Source organism: Gordonia aichiensis, assembly GCF_039946255.1.
GTDB classification, from domain to species: domain Bacteria; phylum Actinomycetota; class Actinomycetes; order Mycobacteriales; family Mycobacteriaceae; genus Gordonia; species Gordonia aichiensis_A.
In genome coordinates this window covers 157,734-172,293 of sequence record NZ_JBCDWL010000003.1, presented here as the reverse complement: position 1 = coordinate 172,293, position 14,560 = coordinate 157,734, and the positions used below count along the sequence as shown (strand labels likewise).

Annotated in this window: 17 protein-coding genes; 15 read left to right on the top strand and 2 right to left on the bottom strand. The window is 70.4% G+C overall.

The annotated features are described in order from the left end of the window. The first annotated feature begins 89 nt into the window (after window positions 1-89). From AAFO60_RS05955 to AAFO60_RS05930, 6 genes are all read left to right on the top strand, one after another. Window positions 90-314, top strand: coding sequence for an MbtH family protein (locus AAFO60_RS05955; RefSeq protein ID WP_347955251.1), 225 nt, complete (start codon window positions 90-92; stop codon window positions 312-314). A 325-nt stretch (window positions 315-639) separates the two neighbouring features. Beyond that, on the top strand, window positions 640-927 hold the full coding sequence (locus tag AAFO60_RS05950) for a hypothetical protein (protein ID WP_347955250.1): 288 nt from the start codon (window positions 640-642) through the stop codon (window positions 925-927). Between the two features lie 73 nt (window positions 928-1,000). Continuing rightward, entirely contained in the window at window positions 1,001-2,200 is a 1,200-nt protein-coding gene (locus AAFO60_RS05945) for a sensor histidine kinase (protein ID WP_347955334.1), read from the top strand. Continuing rightward, window positions 2,197-3,276 (top strand): hypothetical protein, encoded by a 1,080-nt coding sequence (locus tag AAFO60_RS05940; RefSeq protein WP_347955249.1) that lies wholly within the window; start codon window positions 2,197-2,199, stop codon window positions 3,274-3,276. The genes AAFO60_RS05945 and AAFO60_RS05940 overlap by 4 nt, the downstream gene beginning before the upstream one ends. Continuing rightward, window positions 3,273-4,433, top strand: a complete 1,161-nt coding sequence (locus tag AAFO60_RS05935; RefSeq protein WP_347955248.1) for an ATP-binding protein — start codon at window positions 3,273-3,275, stop codon at window positions 4,431-4,433. Before AAFO60_RS05940 ends, AAFO60_RS05935 begins: the two co-directional genes overlap by 4 nt. Continuing rightward, the gene (locus AAFO60_RS05930; RefSeq protein WP_347955247.1) at window positions 4,430-5,566 is read left to right on the top strand and encodes a hypothetical protein; all 1,137 of its coding nucleotides are present in this window, start codon (window positions 4,430-4,432) and stop codon (window positions 5,564-5,566) included. Before AAFO60_RS05935 ends, AAFO60_RS05930 begins: the two co-directional genes overlap by 4 nt. Before the next feature lie 18 nt (window positions 5,567-5,584). On the opposite strand, the gene AAFO60_RS05925 is transcribed toward AAFO60_RS05930, so the two are convergent. Both AAFO60_RS05925 and AAFO60_RS05920 read right to left on the bottom strand, forming a co-directional pair. After that, complete coding sequence (locus AAFO60_RS05925; protein ID WP_347955246.1) at window positions 5,585-6,088, bottom strand: hypothetical protein; 504 nt, start codon at window positions 6,086-6,088, stop codon at window positions 5,585-5,587. Window positions 6,089-6,193: 105 nt separating this feature from the next. Then, window positions 6,194-6,952: an acetoacetate decarboxylase family protein gene (locus tag AAFO60_RS05920; protein WP_347955245.1), complete on the bottom strand. Its 759-nt coding sequence runs from the start codon at window positions 6,950-6,952 to the stop codon at window positions 6,194-6,196. Between the two features lie 159 nt (window positions 6,953-7,111). On the opposite strand from AAFO60_RS05920, the gene AAFO60_RS05915 reads away from it, so the two are divergent. The 9 genes from AAFO60_RS05915 (at window position 7,112) to rplE (ending at window position 14,550) form a co-directional block, all read left to right on the top strand. After that, complete coding sequence (locus AAFO60_RS05915) at window positions 7,112-7,810, top strand: response regulator transcription factor (RefSeq protein WP_347955244.1); 699 nt, start codon at window positions 7,112-7,114, stop codon at window positions 7,808-7,810. Window positions 7,811-7,964: 154 nt separating this feature from the next. After that, window positions 7,965-9,161 (top strand): sensor histidine kinase, encoded by a 1,197-nt coding sequence (locus tag AAFO60_RS05910; RefSeq protein ID WP_347955243.1) that lies wholly within the window; start codon window positions 7,965-7,967, stop codon window positions 9,159-9,161. Next, complete coding sequence (locus AAFO60_RS05905; RefSeq protein ID WP_347955242.1) at window positions 9,158-10,240, top strand: hypothetical protein; 1,083 nt, start codon at window positions 9,158-9,160, stop codon at window positions 10,238-10,240. Before AAFO60_RS05910 ends, AAFO60_RS05905 begins: the two co-directional genes overlap by 4 nt. A 179-nt stretch (window positions 10,241-10,419) precedes the next feature. Then, window positions 10,420-10,755: a response regulator transcription factor gene (locus AAFO60_RS05900; RefSeq protein ID WP_347955241.1), complete on the top strand. Its 336-nt coding sequence runs from the start codon at window positions 10,420-10,422 to the stop codon at window positions 10,753-10,755. Then, window positions 10,749-12,005 carry a sensor histidine kinase gene (locus AAFO60_RS05895; protein ID WP_347955240.1) on the top strand — a complete coding sequence of 419 codons (1,257 nt, stop codon included), beginning with the start codon at window positions 10,749-10,751 and terminating at the stop codon, window positions 12,003-12,005. Before AAFO60_RS05900 ends, AAFO60_RS05895 begins: the two co-directional genes overlap by 7 nt. Beyond that, a complete protein-coding gene (locus AAFO60_RS05890; RefSeq protein ID WP_347955239.1) occupies window positions 12,002-13,036 on the top strand; it encodes a hypothetical protein in 1,035 nt (344 codons plus the stop codon). Before AAFO60_RS05895 ends, AAFO60_RS05890 begins: the two co-directional genes overlap by 4 nt. Window positions 13,037-13,280: 244 nt before the next feature. Continuing rightward, entirely contained in the window at window positions 13,281-13,649 is a 369-nt protein-coding gene (gene rplN, locus AAFO60_RS05885; RefSeq protein ID WP_347955238.1) for a 50S ribosomal protein L14, read from the top strand. A gap of 3 nt (window positions 13,650-13,652) precedes the next feature. Continuing rightward, a complete protein-coding gene (gene rplX, locus AAFO60_RS05880; protein WP_347955237.1) occupies window positions 13,653-13,970 on the top strand; it encodes a 50S ribosomal protein L24 in 318 nt (105 codons plus the stop codon). A gap of 1 nt (window position 13,971) precedes the next feature. After that, window positions 13,972-14,550, top strand: a complete 579-nt coding sequence (gene rplE, locus AAFO60_RS05875) for a 50S ribosomal protein L5 (protein WP_347955236.1) — start codon at window positions 13,972-13,974, stop codon at window positions 14,548-14,550. Window positions 14,551-14,560 lie beyond the last annotated feature (10 nt).

Genomic DNA, 14,560 nt, shown 5'->3' with positions numbered 1-14,560 from the left:
TCGGATCGGCGTGACCCCGGCAGCCTGCCGGGCAGTATCAATGAGAGAATGTGGGGCGAGATTCGCCCCGCTTGGAAGGAACACCTGAGATGACCAACCCGTTCGACGACGAAAACGGCCGCTTCTACGTGCTCGTGAACGAGGAGAATCAGCATTCGCTGTGGCCGACCTTCGCCGACATCCCCGCCGGCTGGACCAAGGTCTTCGGCGAGGACAGCCGGGAGGCCTGCCTGGCGTACGTCGAGAAGAACTGGACGGATCTGCGTCCGCAGAGCCTCATCGACGCGATGGAAGCCGACCAGCAAGGCAGCTGATAGCACACCTTTCGGACACTCGCCGACGCCGTCCCCCGAACATGTGACATATCTCTCATTTTCAAGAGTGGGTGGGACTGGTTGCATGGATGGTCTAAAACCCCAGTTCACGGGGCGGCGTGAGGTGACAGGACGATAACTGAATCGGCACATTTGGGTCGTTCGGTCGATCGACCTGTCTACCAGGGCGAACAGACGATAATCTGATCAGCAGAAGGCCCCGCGGGGCCGGCTCCCGAGAATCAGGTATGTCGTACCCGGAAGGGCGTTGGAGATGAGCAACTACGTCGGTGTTGAACGCACGGATTGGATTCGTAGTCTCAGTGTGCATCTCGCAGATCGCGCCGATGCCGCTCCGTGGATGACCGCCGTTCGGATCGGGAGCGAGAGCGTCACGTTCTCCGATCTCGTCGATTCCCTCCACGGATACCGCCGCGTCGTCGACGCGGAGTTCATGTCGGTGGAGAGTGCACTCACCGCCGCGGTGATGCACAACCTGCCGGGCCTGAGTGTTCTCGAACCCAGCGACTTGGCGCGATCCATGCAGGACATCGTGCAGTGGCTCGGCCGCGACCTGCCCGCGGTCCGGCCCGGTCTGCGTTCGGTCGGCTAGCGGGAGGGTCACTCCCCGTAACCGCGTCACTCCCGTAACAGCGCCGCCTCGGCTCAGTAGAGTTCGGGGAGTGATGGCGCGCAGGGCACCCTGGAAGCCGGTCCTGCAACAGATCCAGTCGACCGGCACCGCGATTCTCGGAATCGCCTACCTCGGCGTCTTCGCCTTGGTGCCGACGGATCTGGCCCGATACACCTCGGTCGCCGCCCGCTGGTGGGCGTGGTCGGCCACCGCGGTCGTCGCGGCGTCCGCGGCGGCGATGGTATGGGCGGGCGTGGCCCGAAGAGTCGAATCACTGTCCGTCGTGGCATCGGTCTGCGCGCTCGGCTACCTGGCGGTCGTGGCCGCCTGGTGGCTCGCCTGGGACGGCACGAGGCCCGCCGACCCGGGCCCCCCGCTCGATCTCTGGGTGGTGTACCTCCCGCAGGTCGGCAGTTGCGTGCTGGTGATGAACGGCAGCCTGCGAGGGGGATTGGCGAACGTGGCGGTGGCCGGCGGTGCGAGCCTGGCGATCTCCGCGACGCTCTCCGGCACCGCAGACTGGGACGATCTGGCGACCGGGGTGTGGCTGCTGGCGCTGCTGACCGTGTATCAGGTGATCGCCTGGGCGGTCACCGTCGGTGCCCGCCGGTTCGACGAGGACCGGGACCTGGCGATGCGCCAGGCCGTCGCCCGACTGCCGAGCAGATTCCGCACCGCCGAGCGGCGTCGGCTGGATGCGATCGTGCACGACCGGTTGATCGCCCTGCTGTTGGCGTTGCGGCCCGGGCCGCTGTCGGAGGGCATGACTGCGGCGATCGGGCAGGTGCGCGCCGAACTCGCCGAGCTGCCGACCGCCGCGCTGCGGGGCCCCGAGCGGATCGGAGTCGAGGATCTCCTGGAACGACTGCGGCTCGCAGTCGACGACTCGGGCCGCACGGTCCCCATCGAGACCGTGATCCGGGCCGACCCCGGCACCGCCTTTCCGGCCGCGGCCACCGATGCGCTCATCGACGCCCTCGCCGAGGCGGTTCGCAACGTCCACCGCCATGCGGGTGCCGAAGCGGGCGCCGTCGCGGTGTGCACCATCGACGCCGACGCAATCACCGTCACCGTCGTCGACGACGGGGTCGGTTTCGATCCGGCCGCGGTGCCCGCCAATCGCATCGGCGTCGCCCTGGGGATCGTCGAACGCATGCGCCAGCTCGACGGAGGCAGCGGCCGCGTGCTCAGTGCGCCCGGCGGCGGCACCCGCGTGGACCTGTCGTGGTCGGCGCAGCGGGGTGCCCGGTGAGCCACGAGTCGATCGATGTGCGGCAACTGATCACCGCGCCGCTGGTCCACCGCGGACCGGTGGTCGCGGTCCTGGTCGGCTATCTGGCGATCCTGGCGGCGGTGATGACCGTCCGGGGCGTCGTCGACGACGTGGGCTGGGAGTACTGGGCCGGTGTGGGCGGCGCGCTGATCCTGTACACCGCGGCGACCGTCGTGACGCTGGCCGCTCCACCGGGCCGCTTCCGGACGAGAGCGGCGCTCGGCGCGGTCCTGCTGATACTGCTGGCGCAACTGTCGGTCTGGGGCGCGATCGCCGGTCACACAGCGGTCGACGGTCACACAGCGGTCGATGTGGGCGACTTCGCGCCGATGTTCGTCACGGCCTATCTCATCGCGATGATGCTGCTGTTCCGGGATCGGCTCGTCCTGGCCTGGCTGAGTACGCTGGCCGGCATGGCGATGGGGGCGGGGGTCGCGCACGTGCTGCAGCTGAACTCGTGGTGGGCGCCGGTGCAGACCACGAACGTCATCGCCCTCGCAGTGGCGAGCGTCGGCTTCCTGGCGCTGGCGCCGATGATCGGCGACATCGATGCGCTGGCCATCAAGCACGGGCGGGCGGCCGACCGCGAGCGAGACGAGCGGTTCGCGATTCAGGAGCGGCACGAGCGGATCTCGCGCATCGACCAGTACGTCGGTCCGTTCCTGTCCGCGCTGACCGAGTCCGGGCGGGTCACCGACGCCGATGTGAACACCGCGCGGTTGATCGAGGCCCGTCTGCGGGACGGCATCCGCGCACCGGCCCTGGACACCGACAGCGTGCGTGCGGCCGCGTGGGCGGCCCGCGAACGCGGCGTCTCGGTGATCCTGCTCGATGACAGCGGTCTGAACGGAGCCGCCTCGGCCGAGCCGCTGCTGACCGGGTTGGTGTCCCTGGTGTGCGCCGAACTCGACGGGCTGCGTTCCGGCTCGCTGATCGCTCGCGTGGCGCCGCTCGGTCGGACTCCCACCGCCACCGTGACCGTCGTCGACGACGGCGGTCGTCGACGGCTCGAGATCGGCCCGGACGGCGTGGTCACCGAGGTGGTGCAGTCGTGAACGAGCTGTTGATGCGCCGGGTCGCCGCCGTCTGCATGGGATTGACCACGTTGATCGTGCCCGCCTCCCTGTTCGTCTCCGCCGAGGTGGTGGCGCAGCTGCTCGCGTCGTGGTGGGTGCCGGTCAGCCTGGTCCTCGTGGTGGGTTCGGCGGTGACCCTGCTCGGTGCGGCGGTCGCCGATTCCGGCCGGTGGATCGGGCCGGCGGCCCTGCTTCTCGGCGCAGCGAATGCGACGGCCCTGGTGCTGCTGCTGATCGCGTGGAACGGGAGCGTCGCCCCCGAATGGATGGGGTCGCCCCCGGTGTGGCCCGCCAACACGGTGGCGCTGCCCGCGGTCGTGATGGTCACCGTGTACCCGGCCCGGATCGCGATCCTGTACACCGCCGGCGTCCTGCTCCTGCTGGCCACCGCGCAGCAGATGCTCAAGCACGCCGCCTTCGGCGTGCCCGCTTACGCGAATGCGCTGCTCACCGGGGCCCTGGTCGGGGTGCTCCTGACCGCCGAACTGGCCGTGATGGATGCGGTGCGCGCCGCCGACCGACGGCGGGACGAGGTGCTGGCGGCGAGTGCCCGGAATGCGAGCCGGGCCGCCCGGATCGCCGAGCGGCAACGGCTCGACGTCCTGGTGCGCGACGAGGTGATCGCCGTGCTGCGGACCGTGCGCGCCGGAACCCCCGACCCCCGCCACCGCGATCAGGCGGCGCAGACCCTGGCCGACCTGGCCGGACGCAGCAACCCGGCGCTTCGGCCGGCCGAACTGTCGGCCGGTCAGGCCGCCCGGTGGCTGCGGGAGGCGGTCAACGATCTGGGCGATGACACCCACGTCGACGTGCAGGTCACCGGTCGGCGTGTGCGGTACCCCTACCCGGTGTGCGAGGCGCTGACCGACGCCGCCGTCGAAGCCGTGGCGAACGTGGTGCAGCACGCGGGGCCGGGGGCCTCGCGCGCCCTGGTCGGCGTGCTGGGGGAGGACCTGATCCGGCTGCGGATCGTCGACGACGGCGTCGGATTCGACCCGCGCCGGGTGGCGGCCGACTGCGCGGGCATCGAACTGGGCATCCGCGGGCGACTGCGCGAGCATGCCGGCGCCGCCGCCTGGGTGGAGTCGGCCTGCGGCGAGGGCACCATGGTCTCGCTCGAATGGAGGCGGCCGTGAGGGCGTCCGTGTGGTCGATGCGCGAGGTGTGGCGCCGCACCGGCGACGGCGCCGACGCCCGCGCGATGGTCGAGATGCTCGGGCTGCGGCGCGCGGCCATGCGGATCGCCGTCGCCGGGGTGCTGGTCGCCTACGTCGCCGTGGGCCTGATGCTTCCGGACCTGGAGGTCAGCGGCCTGCGGTGGTGGGTGTCGATCATCGGGTCGATCGGTCTGGCCGCAGTGCTGTGGCTGACGGTCTCCGGTGATCGGGACCCGCTCGGCATCGCTCCGACGGTGATCGCAGTCGGCGTCGGAGCGGTGTCGGGGGCGGCGGTGTGGTGGTCGATCCCGGCCGGGGTGATGAACTGGGTGCGTCCGGGCGCGCCGATGATCCTCTACGCGGTGGCGATGTGCCTGCTGGCGGTCCGCGGCCGCGTCGGCTGGGCCTGGGTGGGATTCGGGCTCACCGTCGTCATCGCCGCGGTGGCGGTGGGCGCGTGGGGCTGGCGGCCGGGCACGTCGGTGCCGGTGGTGCTGCGGATGTTCCTGTCACTGCTGCCGGTGACGCTGATGATGTGGTTCGTCAGGCCGCTGCTGCGGATGCTGCGGGTACTGGATCGGCGCGAGATCGCCGCGGTCGCCGCGGACGCCGCTCAGGCGGCGACCGCGGAACAGCGGCGTCGGCAGTTGACGGCGCTCGGCGCCGAGGTCGGACCCCTCCTCACACAGATCGCCGAGGGACGCAAGCTCTCCGAGGACGACGCCGCGCGTGCGCTCCTGCTGGAGGCGGCTCTGCGCGACGAGGTGCGGGGTGCGGGTTGGATGTCCGCGCAGGTCCGCGTCGCGGCGGCGCGGGCCCGGCGGCGCGGAGTCACGGTGAGACTGTTCGACGACCGCAGCGTCGCCGACGGCGCCGTGGGGACGGTCGGGGTGCTGCATGCCGAGTTGATCGCGATCCTCGACGGTGCGACCTGCGGCTCGGTGACGGCGCGACTGCTGCCCGTCGGTCGAGAGGTGGCGGCGACCATCGGCGTGGTCGCCGAGGGGCGGGTCACCCGCTGGGCGGGACGGATCGGGGCCGACGGGCCACGCTGGGAGAACGGCGCCGACGGCGCGCTCGTCGAAGACGGCGCACCGCCGGTGCCGGGGTAGCTGGGGCCGGGGTCGGCGTCAGCGCTTGGGCATCATCGAGGTCAGGGTGGTCACGGCGACGCCCGCGAGCTTCCACTGGCCGTCCTGGCGCACCATCGCCAGATCCATGTCGACCGGCGCCGGGGCGTGCGGGGACTTGATGGCGGTCACTGCGACGGCCTTGTTCTCGCCGTCCGCCTTCACCGCGGTCACCGTGTAGGCGTCCGGGGTGTAGCCGGCCGGCGCGGCGGCCTTGGCGAAGGCGTTGAGGGCCTCGGCCGCGCCCGGGGTGGAGGTGTCGACGACCTTCGAGAGTTCGGCGACGGCGGTGTCGGCGCTGACCGCGGTGCGGATGATGGTCTGGGCCTGCGCGGTGTCGAGGCCCTCGACAGCGGCCGCCGACTGGGTGGTCGACTCGGCGGCGGCGCTCGACGACGGGCTCGCGGTGTCGTCGGAGTTCGAGCAGGCGGTCACCAGGGCCGCGGCGGCGGCGAGGGCGGCCAGGGCGGCGGCGGGACGGCGAAGCTTGGGGGACACGGTCATGACTCTCCTGGTTTCGGCACAGCGGGGCGGGCGGGATGCGACCGCTCGGGCATCCGGCCGGAGACCGAACGGTGACTTAGGGGAGCCTAACAGAAAGCCTGCGTGTCAGATCGTCGAGGGCAGGACGACCGCGTCGTCGAAGCTCATCGACAGCTCGGCGACCGAACTGGTCATCAGGGCTCTGCGCGAGAGGTCCAGGCGGCGCAGTTCCTCGGCGATCGGGTGGTCGCCGAGCCTCAGCTGCGCGCCGCCGATCCGCGACCGGGTGCCGGTCGTCGACGTCAGTCGCCACGGCGTGCGCCGCACGACCCCGTCGAGCTGGGAATAGGCCTGCAGGACGGTGTCCTTCGAGGCGTCCGGAAGGGCCAGGCCGGGGGCAACCGACAGGTCGACGATCAACCGGCCGTCGCGACTGACCCGACCGCGCTTGCGGGGCGAGTCGTGGTCGACGTCGAACTCGGCGAGCTGCTTGGGGAACCCCCAGATCTCGCGGCCGGCGGCCATCGTGAACTCGCCGTCGACCGGCAGCTCGTGAATCAGCGCGTGCGCCTCGCCGGAGCCGAGTGCGGCGAGCGCTCGCGCCGGCGACGCGGGGCGCCCGGGTGTCTGCATCAGGAAGCAGACGCCGAACTCGTGGTAGGGACCCAGGTCGCCGTCGAGGTATTCGACGAAGACCAGCATGCACAGGGACCGGCCGCGGCGCACCTGCAGCGGCCGGGACGGGGTCGGGCCGCGTCGGTCGAGCGCCGCCGACGCCGCCTCGCTCGACGCGGTGAAGGCCGCGACGAAGCAGCGGGCGGATCTGATCTGGACGGGCATCGGCACCGCGACGCCGGCCACCTGGTGTACGGGGGAAGCGGTCATGGCATCCACGCTACGAGTCCGGTCCCGCCCGGCGCGGCGGGTTCGGCCGGGACCGTCCCGGATTTGGTACCGACCTTGTTCCTATGAACGGTGGAACGGGCCGGAATTGTCAGAGCCGTCAAGTAACTTGAAAATCAGCAGTACTAGGTGACAGGGGAGATGACAGATTTGGCCGAGGAAGGTGCCGACCGGACCACGGTCCGGGCGGGTGTGGTCCGCGTCGGGATGGTCGACGACCACCAGTCGCCGGTCTGGGGAATCGAACGGATTCTCGAGCGCCAGGACGACATGGAGTTGGTCGGCGCCGGGGCGACGGTCGCTGAACTGCTCGACGCGGTGACCGACCTCGACGTGGTCATCCTCGACTTGCGGCTCAACGACGGCACCACCCCTCGCGAGAACGTGAACCGGCTGACCGATCAGGGCATCGTGACCGTCGTCTACACCTCCGGCGAACATCCTGACCTGCTGCGATCTGCGGCGCGCGCGGGTGCGCTGGGCGTTGTCCTGAAATCGGCGTCCGAGGCCGAGATCCTCAGGGCCCTGCGTGCGGCAGGCAGCGGCGAGGAGGTCTTGACGACCGAATGGGCCGCGGCCATCGACGGCGACCCGAACCTCGACGCCGTCGATCTGAGCCCGCAGCTCCAGCGGGTGCTGACGCTGTACGCCTCCGGCGGAACCTCGGCCAGCGTCGGACAAGAGCTGGGCGTCGCCCCGGACACCGTCAACGAGTACCTCAAGCGGATCCGCCAGAAGTACGCCGATGCCGGTCGGCCGACTCGCACCAAGCTCGACCTGTTCAAGCGTGCAGTGGAGGACGGCTGGCTGCCGATGCCGCACCGCGGCAGCGACGCCTGAACTTCTTTGACCCCCTATCAAGAACTTTGGGTCACGATCTGTGGTGACACCATTCGCGGGAGTATCCTGCTGCAGGTGACGTGCCTGCACGGCGCCGATGCGCCCTACCGAGCCCCGAGGTGAGATGTCGGCTTTGGGTGCTTTGATGCAAGCTATGGCAGTCCGTGAAGGCGACGACACCGAGCCCCGGCAGACGAGCGAGCACTCCCGGATCCTGGTGATCATGGCGCGGTTCGTCGGTGCGGGCTTCGGCGCCTACTTTCTGACCTGCATTCCGTCGTTCGGCCGGCCGGCCGGACTGGTCGCGGGCTGGTTCACTCCGGTCGGCGTGATCGTGGCGTTCGGGCCCGGGCTCGCGCTCCTGGCGATCTCCTTCGTGCCGAGGCTGCAACGCTGGATCCCGCCGACCGCACTCCTGTGCACGACCGGATACCTGCTCGCCTGCGCCCTGTGGATGGTCGCCTGGACGGGCGGGACCGCCGACGCCGAGCAGGTGACCTGGCTGATGACGTTCTCCGGTCTGCCGAGCCTGGCGTGGGCGCTGGTGCGGCCGGTCCGCGAGGCCTTCGTGGTGCTGGTGGTGTGTGCCGGCGCGGCGTCGGTGATCACCGATCTCGGTCGCTCCGAGGCGATCGAGTCGAATGTCTTCGTCGACGCGGTGTGGGCCATGACGTTCACCATCTGCTTCCTGCTCGCCGCCGGACGGGTGGTCCGGACCGGGCGCCTCCTGGACCGCACCCGCGCCGAGGCCATGGCCGCGGCCGCCGACGCCGCGGCGGTCGCCGCGCGCAACACCGAACGCGCACGCTTCGACGCGCTCATCCACGATCAGGTGATCGCCACCCTGGTCGCGGCCTATCGCAATCCGGGAGAGGCCCGACTGCCCGCTCAGGCGCAGCGGGCCATCGAGGAACTGCACCTGCTGGCCGGCGGCCTCGAGGAGAGCGGCGAGATCGACGCGGGAGAGACGCTGGCCCGCCTGCGCGCCGTGGTCGCCTCGGCCGACCCGGACGTCTCGGTTCTCGGCGACCGCCCCGAGGACTCGGCGCGATACCCGGTGGCCGTCGTCCGAGCGCTGGCCGAGGCGGTCGGCGAAGCCGTGCGCAACAGCGTCGACCACGCCGGACCGGACGCCGCGCGCGCGGTTCTGATCGAGATGACCTCCGAACTGCTCTGCGTGACCGTCGCAGACGACGGCGTCGGCTTCGAGCCGGACTCGATAGCACCGGAACGACTCGGCATCGAGGTCAGCATCAGGCAGCGGCTCCGGCGACTCGACGGGGCCGCGATGGCCCTGCGCAGCGCGCCCGGCGAGGGCACGGTGGTGCAGATGCGATGGGAGCGCGGATGAGCCGGTCGAGCGACACCCGCGCCGCCGCATCCACGCCGTGGTGGCGGCGCCCGCCGCGCAGCGACGCATGGACGATCATGGGGATGCGGAGTCCGTGGACCGCCGTGACGGCGGTCGCGGTCATCTCGGTGGCGGTGGTGCTGGGGTTCGCCGCAGGGGGCGTCCTCAGCCCGATCCGGTACGTCGCGGCCATGCTCGTGATGCTGGCGTCGGTCGGTGTCCTCCTCGGTGCGGCCGCCGATCCCCTCGGCCGGTGGGCCACCGCGTTCATCGTGTCGGCTCCGCCCGCGGCCATCGCGTTCGCGATACCGGGGCTGACGCCTCGAGCCGGCATGGCGTACGCCACGCTCACCGGCGTCGCCGTCATCATCACCGGTCTGTTGACGGTCCGCGGCCGCCCCTACTGGGCCTGGGCGGGCTACGTCCTGGGGGTCGTCGTGGAACTGCTGGCCATCCGATACGCGGGCCCGCGGCCGGCCCTGCTCGTGGTCCAGGCGCCGAACCTGACGGTGCAGTTGATCGCCACCGTGTTCGCCGCCATCGTCCGGCCGCGGGCCCAGCGGATCTACGCGCTGCGCGAAGGCACCGAACGTGAAGCGGTGGCGCGCTCGGCTCACGAGGCGACGCTGGCGGTTCGGGACCAGCAGATGACCGGCCTCAACGAGGGGGCCCGCGATCTCCTGGACCGGATCGCCGCCGGACACGGACTCGACGCCGAGCAGTTGGAACGGTGCCGTCTGGTGGAGGCCCGGCTGCGCGACCGCATCCGGGCGCCCGGCTTCGACAACGCCCCGATCGCGGCTGCGGCGTGGCGGGCCCGGTCGGCGGGAGTCCGCGTGGTGCTGCTCGACGATCTGGTCGCGGACAGTCGGACGGCGGCCGCTCCGGCGATCGCGGCGGTGTCGGCCGAACTCGTCGGCATGCTCGACGGCGCGCAGGCGGGCGACGAGGTTACGGCTCGCCTCCTTCCCGCCGGTCGGCGGTCGCTGGCAACCCTCGCGCAATCGTCGCGGGGACGGGTCGTCCGAGTCGACTTCGACGGCGACGGACGTCGTATCGACGCGCAGCCCGCGCTCTGACCGGTGCAGATGCCGCCGTCGGGGAGTGAGACGGCAAGGCGGGGGACACCGGTCCTGGTGTCCCCCTTTCTGGGTCTACCGGGGCGAGTAAACAACTCGTAACGTTTCAGGCAACCTGGGAGATTGTCTGTTCTGGGGGAGACCTAGCCGGTCGGGGACTTGCTACAGGAGGAACGACGATGAGCGTGGCCGAACTCGAGGTCGGAATCGAAACCGCGCGAGTCCCGCGTGGCGCGGTGAGCATGCCGCCGAGGGTCGGGATGCCGCACCTGATGGTGGCGCAGCCGACCCGTCCGGCGCTCTCGACCCGTGAGATCGAGGTGCTCCTGGCGTGGATGGCCGCCGAATCCAAGGAGGATGCGGCAACCAAGCTGTTCATCTCGCAATCGACCGTGAGCACGCACATCTCGCGGATTCGAGCCAAGTACGCCGCTGTCGGACGCCACGCGCCGACCAAGGCTCACCTGTTGGCTCGCGCACTACAGGACGGATACACCACACTGGAAGCGTGGTGACACGGAGCTTCGTCAAACAGTTCCGCCCGCTGCCCGTTTCTCCGGAGAGCGGGCGGAAGCTTTTCGACCGGGCCGACCTTCGCGACTCGCGCGAGCGCGACCGGGTGGTCGTGCTGCTCGCACGCTTCGTCGGCATCGGTTATTTCGTGTACGCCGTCATCGTCTTGCCGCAGATGGTGGTCGAAGCCGACGATCTGCTGCCCGCCTGGTACCCGCCGACGGCGGCCCTGCTCGCCTTCGGGCCCGGGATCGGCATCTTGGCGGCCTCCTTCGTCCGGCGCTGGCAGCGTCACATCCGGGCGATGGTCATCGCGTGCGTGGCGGGCCTGCTCGCAGCGGGCGTGCTGTGGCTGCTGGTCGCGCGAGGTGAATCGACGACCGCCGCCACCTGGATCCTCGACTTCGCCGGCCTGGCCGGAGTGACGCTCGTCCTGGTCCGTCCGGTGTGGGAGGCGATCGTCGCCGTCACCGCGAGCAAGCTGCTCGGTGCGGCGGTCGCCGTGGCGAACGTGTCCGACGCGAACGTGTGGGCGGCCGTGCAGGAGGCCCTGTTCGGGATCGTCTTCAGCACGGTGTGCATCCTGCTCGCCAGCCGCGTCCTGGTGATCGGCGATGCGCTGGACACTTCACGCGCGCACACCGAGCGGCTGGTCGCCCGCGGGGTCGCGAACGTGGAACTGGCCCGGATGGACGCGCTCATCCACGATCACGTGCTGGCGACCTTCGTCGCCGCCGCGGCCGATCGCGACGATCCGCGGGTCGTCGATCAGGCGCAGGGCGCACTGCACGCCCTCGGGCGGTTGCTCGACGACGAAGGCGGGTCCGACTGCCGGATCCCCGGACACGAGGTGGTGCTGCGGCTGCGGGCGGTGATCGCCGAGCAGGGGGCCGACGTGCCGGTCACGGTCGAGGTGACCGATGACGCCGTCGACTGCCCGGTCGACGTGGTCGCCGCCCTCTCCGAGGCGGCGGCCGAGGCGATCCGCAACAGCGCCGTGCATGCGGGCGGGCGGGCTCAGCGCGCCGTCTTCCTCGGAGTCGGGCGTGACCTCGTTCAGGTCGTCATCGCCGACGACGGCGTCGGCTTCGACCCGGCGACGGTGCCCGCCGACCGCCTCGGGCTCGCATTGAGCATCAGGCATCGGATCGGTGCCCTGCCCGGCGGCGAGGCCGCGGTCGTCAGCGCCCCGGGCGCGGGGACCACCGTGCGCCTGCGATGGCGCCCCGATCCGCGAGACCGCGCCTCGTGACCGCGCCGGCGAACGGCCACACCGACGACATCGTCGCCGTGCTCGGCATCCGCAGCCGGGCCGGGACGGCCGTCGCAGCCGTCGCCTGGCTGTCGTTCCTGGTGCTGGGATTCACCAGCGGATCGATCGACGATCCCGACGCCTACTTCGGCGGCTTCGTGGCGGTGGCCTTCGGTTGGTGGCTGGTTCTGGCGTCGCCGGGTGATCCGATGCGGCTGACGGACGCGGCGATCGCGACCGCGACTGGACCGGTGGCCGCCGGCCTTGCGACGTGGGCGGTCGAGCCGAGCAGCCGCCCGGCGCTGATCGCGCTCGGAGCGGCGCCGGCGCTGACCTTGGCGATGCTGGCGATCCGCGGACGCGCGTGGTCGGCGTGGCTCGGCGGTGCGCTCATCGCCGCCACTATCGCGGCGATCGGATTGTGGGGCGATGTCGACATCGAGACCGCGGCCACCGTGATCATTCCGGGGACCGTCGGCGTGCTGGCGATGGTGACCTTCTTCGCCTCGCTGGCGCGGCCGCGAGCCGCCCAGATCGCAGCGCTGCGCCGACTGGGCGAACGCGATCGGGAGGCCGAGGGGGCGCGGCAGGTCCGGGACGCGCGGGTGGTGCGCCTGCAGACGCAGGTCCGACCGCTGCTGGAGTACATCGCGTCCGGACAGCGGCTGTCGGACGACCAGGTCGCGGTGTGCCTGCTGGTGGAGGCCGGCCTGCGGGACCGGATCCGAGCGCCGGGGCTGAATCTCACCGAACTGGTGGACGCGGCATGGGATGCCCGCGCTCGCGGCGTGCGGGTGGTCCTGCTCGACGACCGGGAGGTGCAACTGCCCGGATCGGAGACGCCGCTGACGGCGAAGGTCGCCGATGCGGCCGTCGGTGCGCTGATCGGTGCGCGTTCGGGCGCGCAGGTCACCGTCCGGCTGCTGCCGGAACGGCGGGACGGGTTCGCGACGATCGCGATCGCCGAGGAGGGGCAGGTCCGCCGAATCGACTTCCCGGCGGCCGATCTCGACGAGTCCGCCGACGTGTGAGCGCACATTTGCGCTGGTCCAGCCCCATCTGGCCGGGCGAAACGATTTTGCCGACCGGGCAGGCTTGGCCTACACTAGAGCGGTTGCCTGCGGCGCGTGCGTCGCACGTCGGCGGACGAACCCACTGCAGAGGCGCCCGGTTTTCCGGGAACTCCCAGGCAGGCGCCCGTTCGATGGCAACAGACCGTGTGCGTCGGGTCGGCAATCCGGCGGACATCAATTTCCAGGTCAAGGAGACTACGCAGTGATTCAGCAAGAATCGCGGGTGCGCGTCGCCGACAACACCGGGGCAAAGGAAATCCTCTGCATCCGCGTGCTCGGTGGATCGTCGCGCCGCTACGCCGGCGTGGGCGACGTCATCGTCGCCACCGTCAAGGACGCCGTCCCCGGCGGCAACGTCAAGAAGGGCGAGATCGTCAAGGCGGTCATCGTGCGCACCGTCAAGGAGCGCCGTCGTCCGGACGGTTCGTACATCAAGTTCGACGAGAACGCCGCCGTCATCCTCAAGAACGAGAGCGACCCGCGCGGTACCCGCATCTTCGGACCGGTCAGCCGCGAACTGCGCGACAAGAAGTTCATGAAGATCGTTTCGCTCGCACCGGAGGTGATCTGACCCATGAAGATCCACAAGGGTGACACCGTCATCGTCATCGCGGGCAAGGACAAGGGTGCCAAGGGCAAGGTCATCGAGGCCTACCCGAAGCGCGAGCGCGTGCTCGTCGAAGGCGTCAACCGCATCAAGAAGCACACCAGCGCATCGGCTAACGAGCGTGGCGCATCGTCGGGCGGCATCGTGACGCAGGAGGCTCCGATCCACGTCTCGAACGTGATGATCGTCGACGCCGACGGCAACCCGACCCGCGTCGGTTACCGCCGCGACGAGGAGACCGGCAAGAACGTCCGCATCTCCCGCAAGACCGGGAAGGACATCTGATATGACCACCTCTGAGAAGGTCCAGCCTCGCCTCAAGCTCAAGTACCGCGAGGAGATCAAGGGCAAGCTGAACGAAGAGTTCGACTACGCCAACGTCATGCAGATCCCCGGCGTGGTCAAGGTCGTCGTCAACATGGGTGTCGGCGACGCCGCCCGTGACGCGAAGCTGATCAACGGTGCGGTCGCCGACCTGGCGCTCATCACCGGTCAGGCTCCGGAGATCCGCCGCGCCCGCAAGTCGATCGCCCAGTTCAAGCTGCGCGAGGGCATGCCGATCGGTGCTCGCGTCACCCTCCGCGGTGACCGCATGTGGGAGTTCCTCGACCGCCTCGTGTCGATCGCCCTCCCGCGTATCCGCGACTTCCGCGGCCTGAGCGACCGCCAGTTCGACGGCAACGGCAACTACACGTTCGGTCTGAACGAGCAGTCGATGTTCCACGAGATCAACATCGACTCGATCGACCGTCCGCGCGGTATGGACATCACGGTGGTCACCACGGCGACCACGGACGACGAAGGCCGCGCGCTGCTGCGTGCCCTGGGCTTCCCGTTCAAGAGCAACGACGCAGCCGCGAACTGAGATAGGGACA

Bases quoted from the DNA above. Each gene is read 5' to 3' on its own strand.
- AAFO60_RS05955 (WP_347955251.1), top strand. From the start codon at position 90: ATGACCAACCCGTTCGACGACGAAAACGGCCGCTTCTACGTGCTCGTG.
- AAFO60_RS05945 (WP_347955334.1), top strand. From the start codon at position 1,001: ATGGCGCGCAGGGCACCCTGGAAGCCGGTCCTGCAACAGATCCAGTCG.
- AAFO60_RS05925 (WP_347955246.1), bottom strand. From the start codon at position 6,088: ATGACCGTGTCCCCCAAGCTTCGCCGTCCCGCCGCCGCCCTGGCCGCC.
- AAFO60_RS05920 (WP_347955245.1), bottom strand. From the start codon at position 6,952: ATGACCGCTTCCCCCGTACACCAGGTGGCCGGCGTCGCGGTGCCGATG.
- AAFO60_RS05915 (WP_347955244.1), top strand. From the start codon at position 7,112: ATGACAGATTTGGCCGAGGAAGGTGCCGACCGGACCACGGTCCGGGCG.
- AAFO60_RS05910 (WP_347955243.1), top strand. From the start codon at position 7,965: ATGGCAGTCCGTGAAGGCGACGACACCGAGCCCCGGCAGACGAGCGAG.
- AAFO60_RS05905 (WP_347955242.1), top strand. From the start codon at position 9,158: ATGAGCCGGTCGAGCGACACCCGCGCCGCCGCATCCACGCCGTGGTGG.
- AAFO60_RS05900 (WP_347955241.1), top strand. From the start codon at position 10,420: ATGAGCGTGGCCGAACTCGAGGTCGGAATCGAAACCGCGCGAGTCCCG.
- rplX (WP_347955237.1), top strand. From the start codon at position 13,653: ATGAAGATCCACAAGGGTGACACCGTCATCGTCATCGCGGGCAAGGAC.
- rplE (WP_347955236.1), top strand. From the start codon at position 13,972: ATGACCACCTCTGAGAAGGTCCAGCCTCGCCTCAAGCTCAAGTACCGC.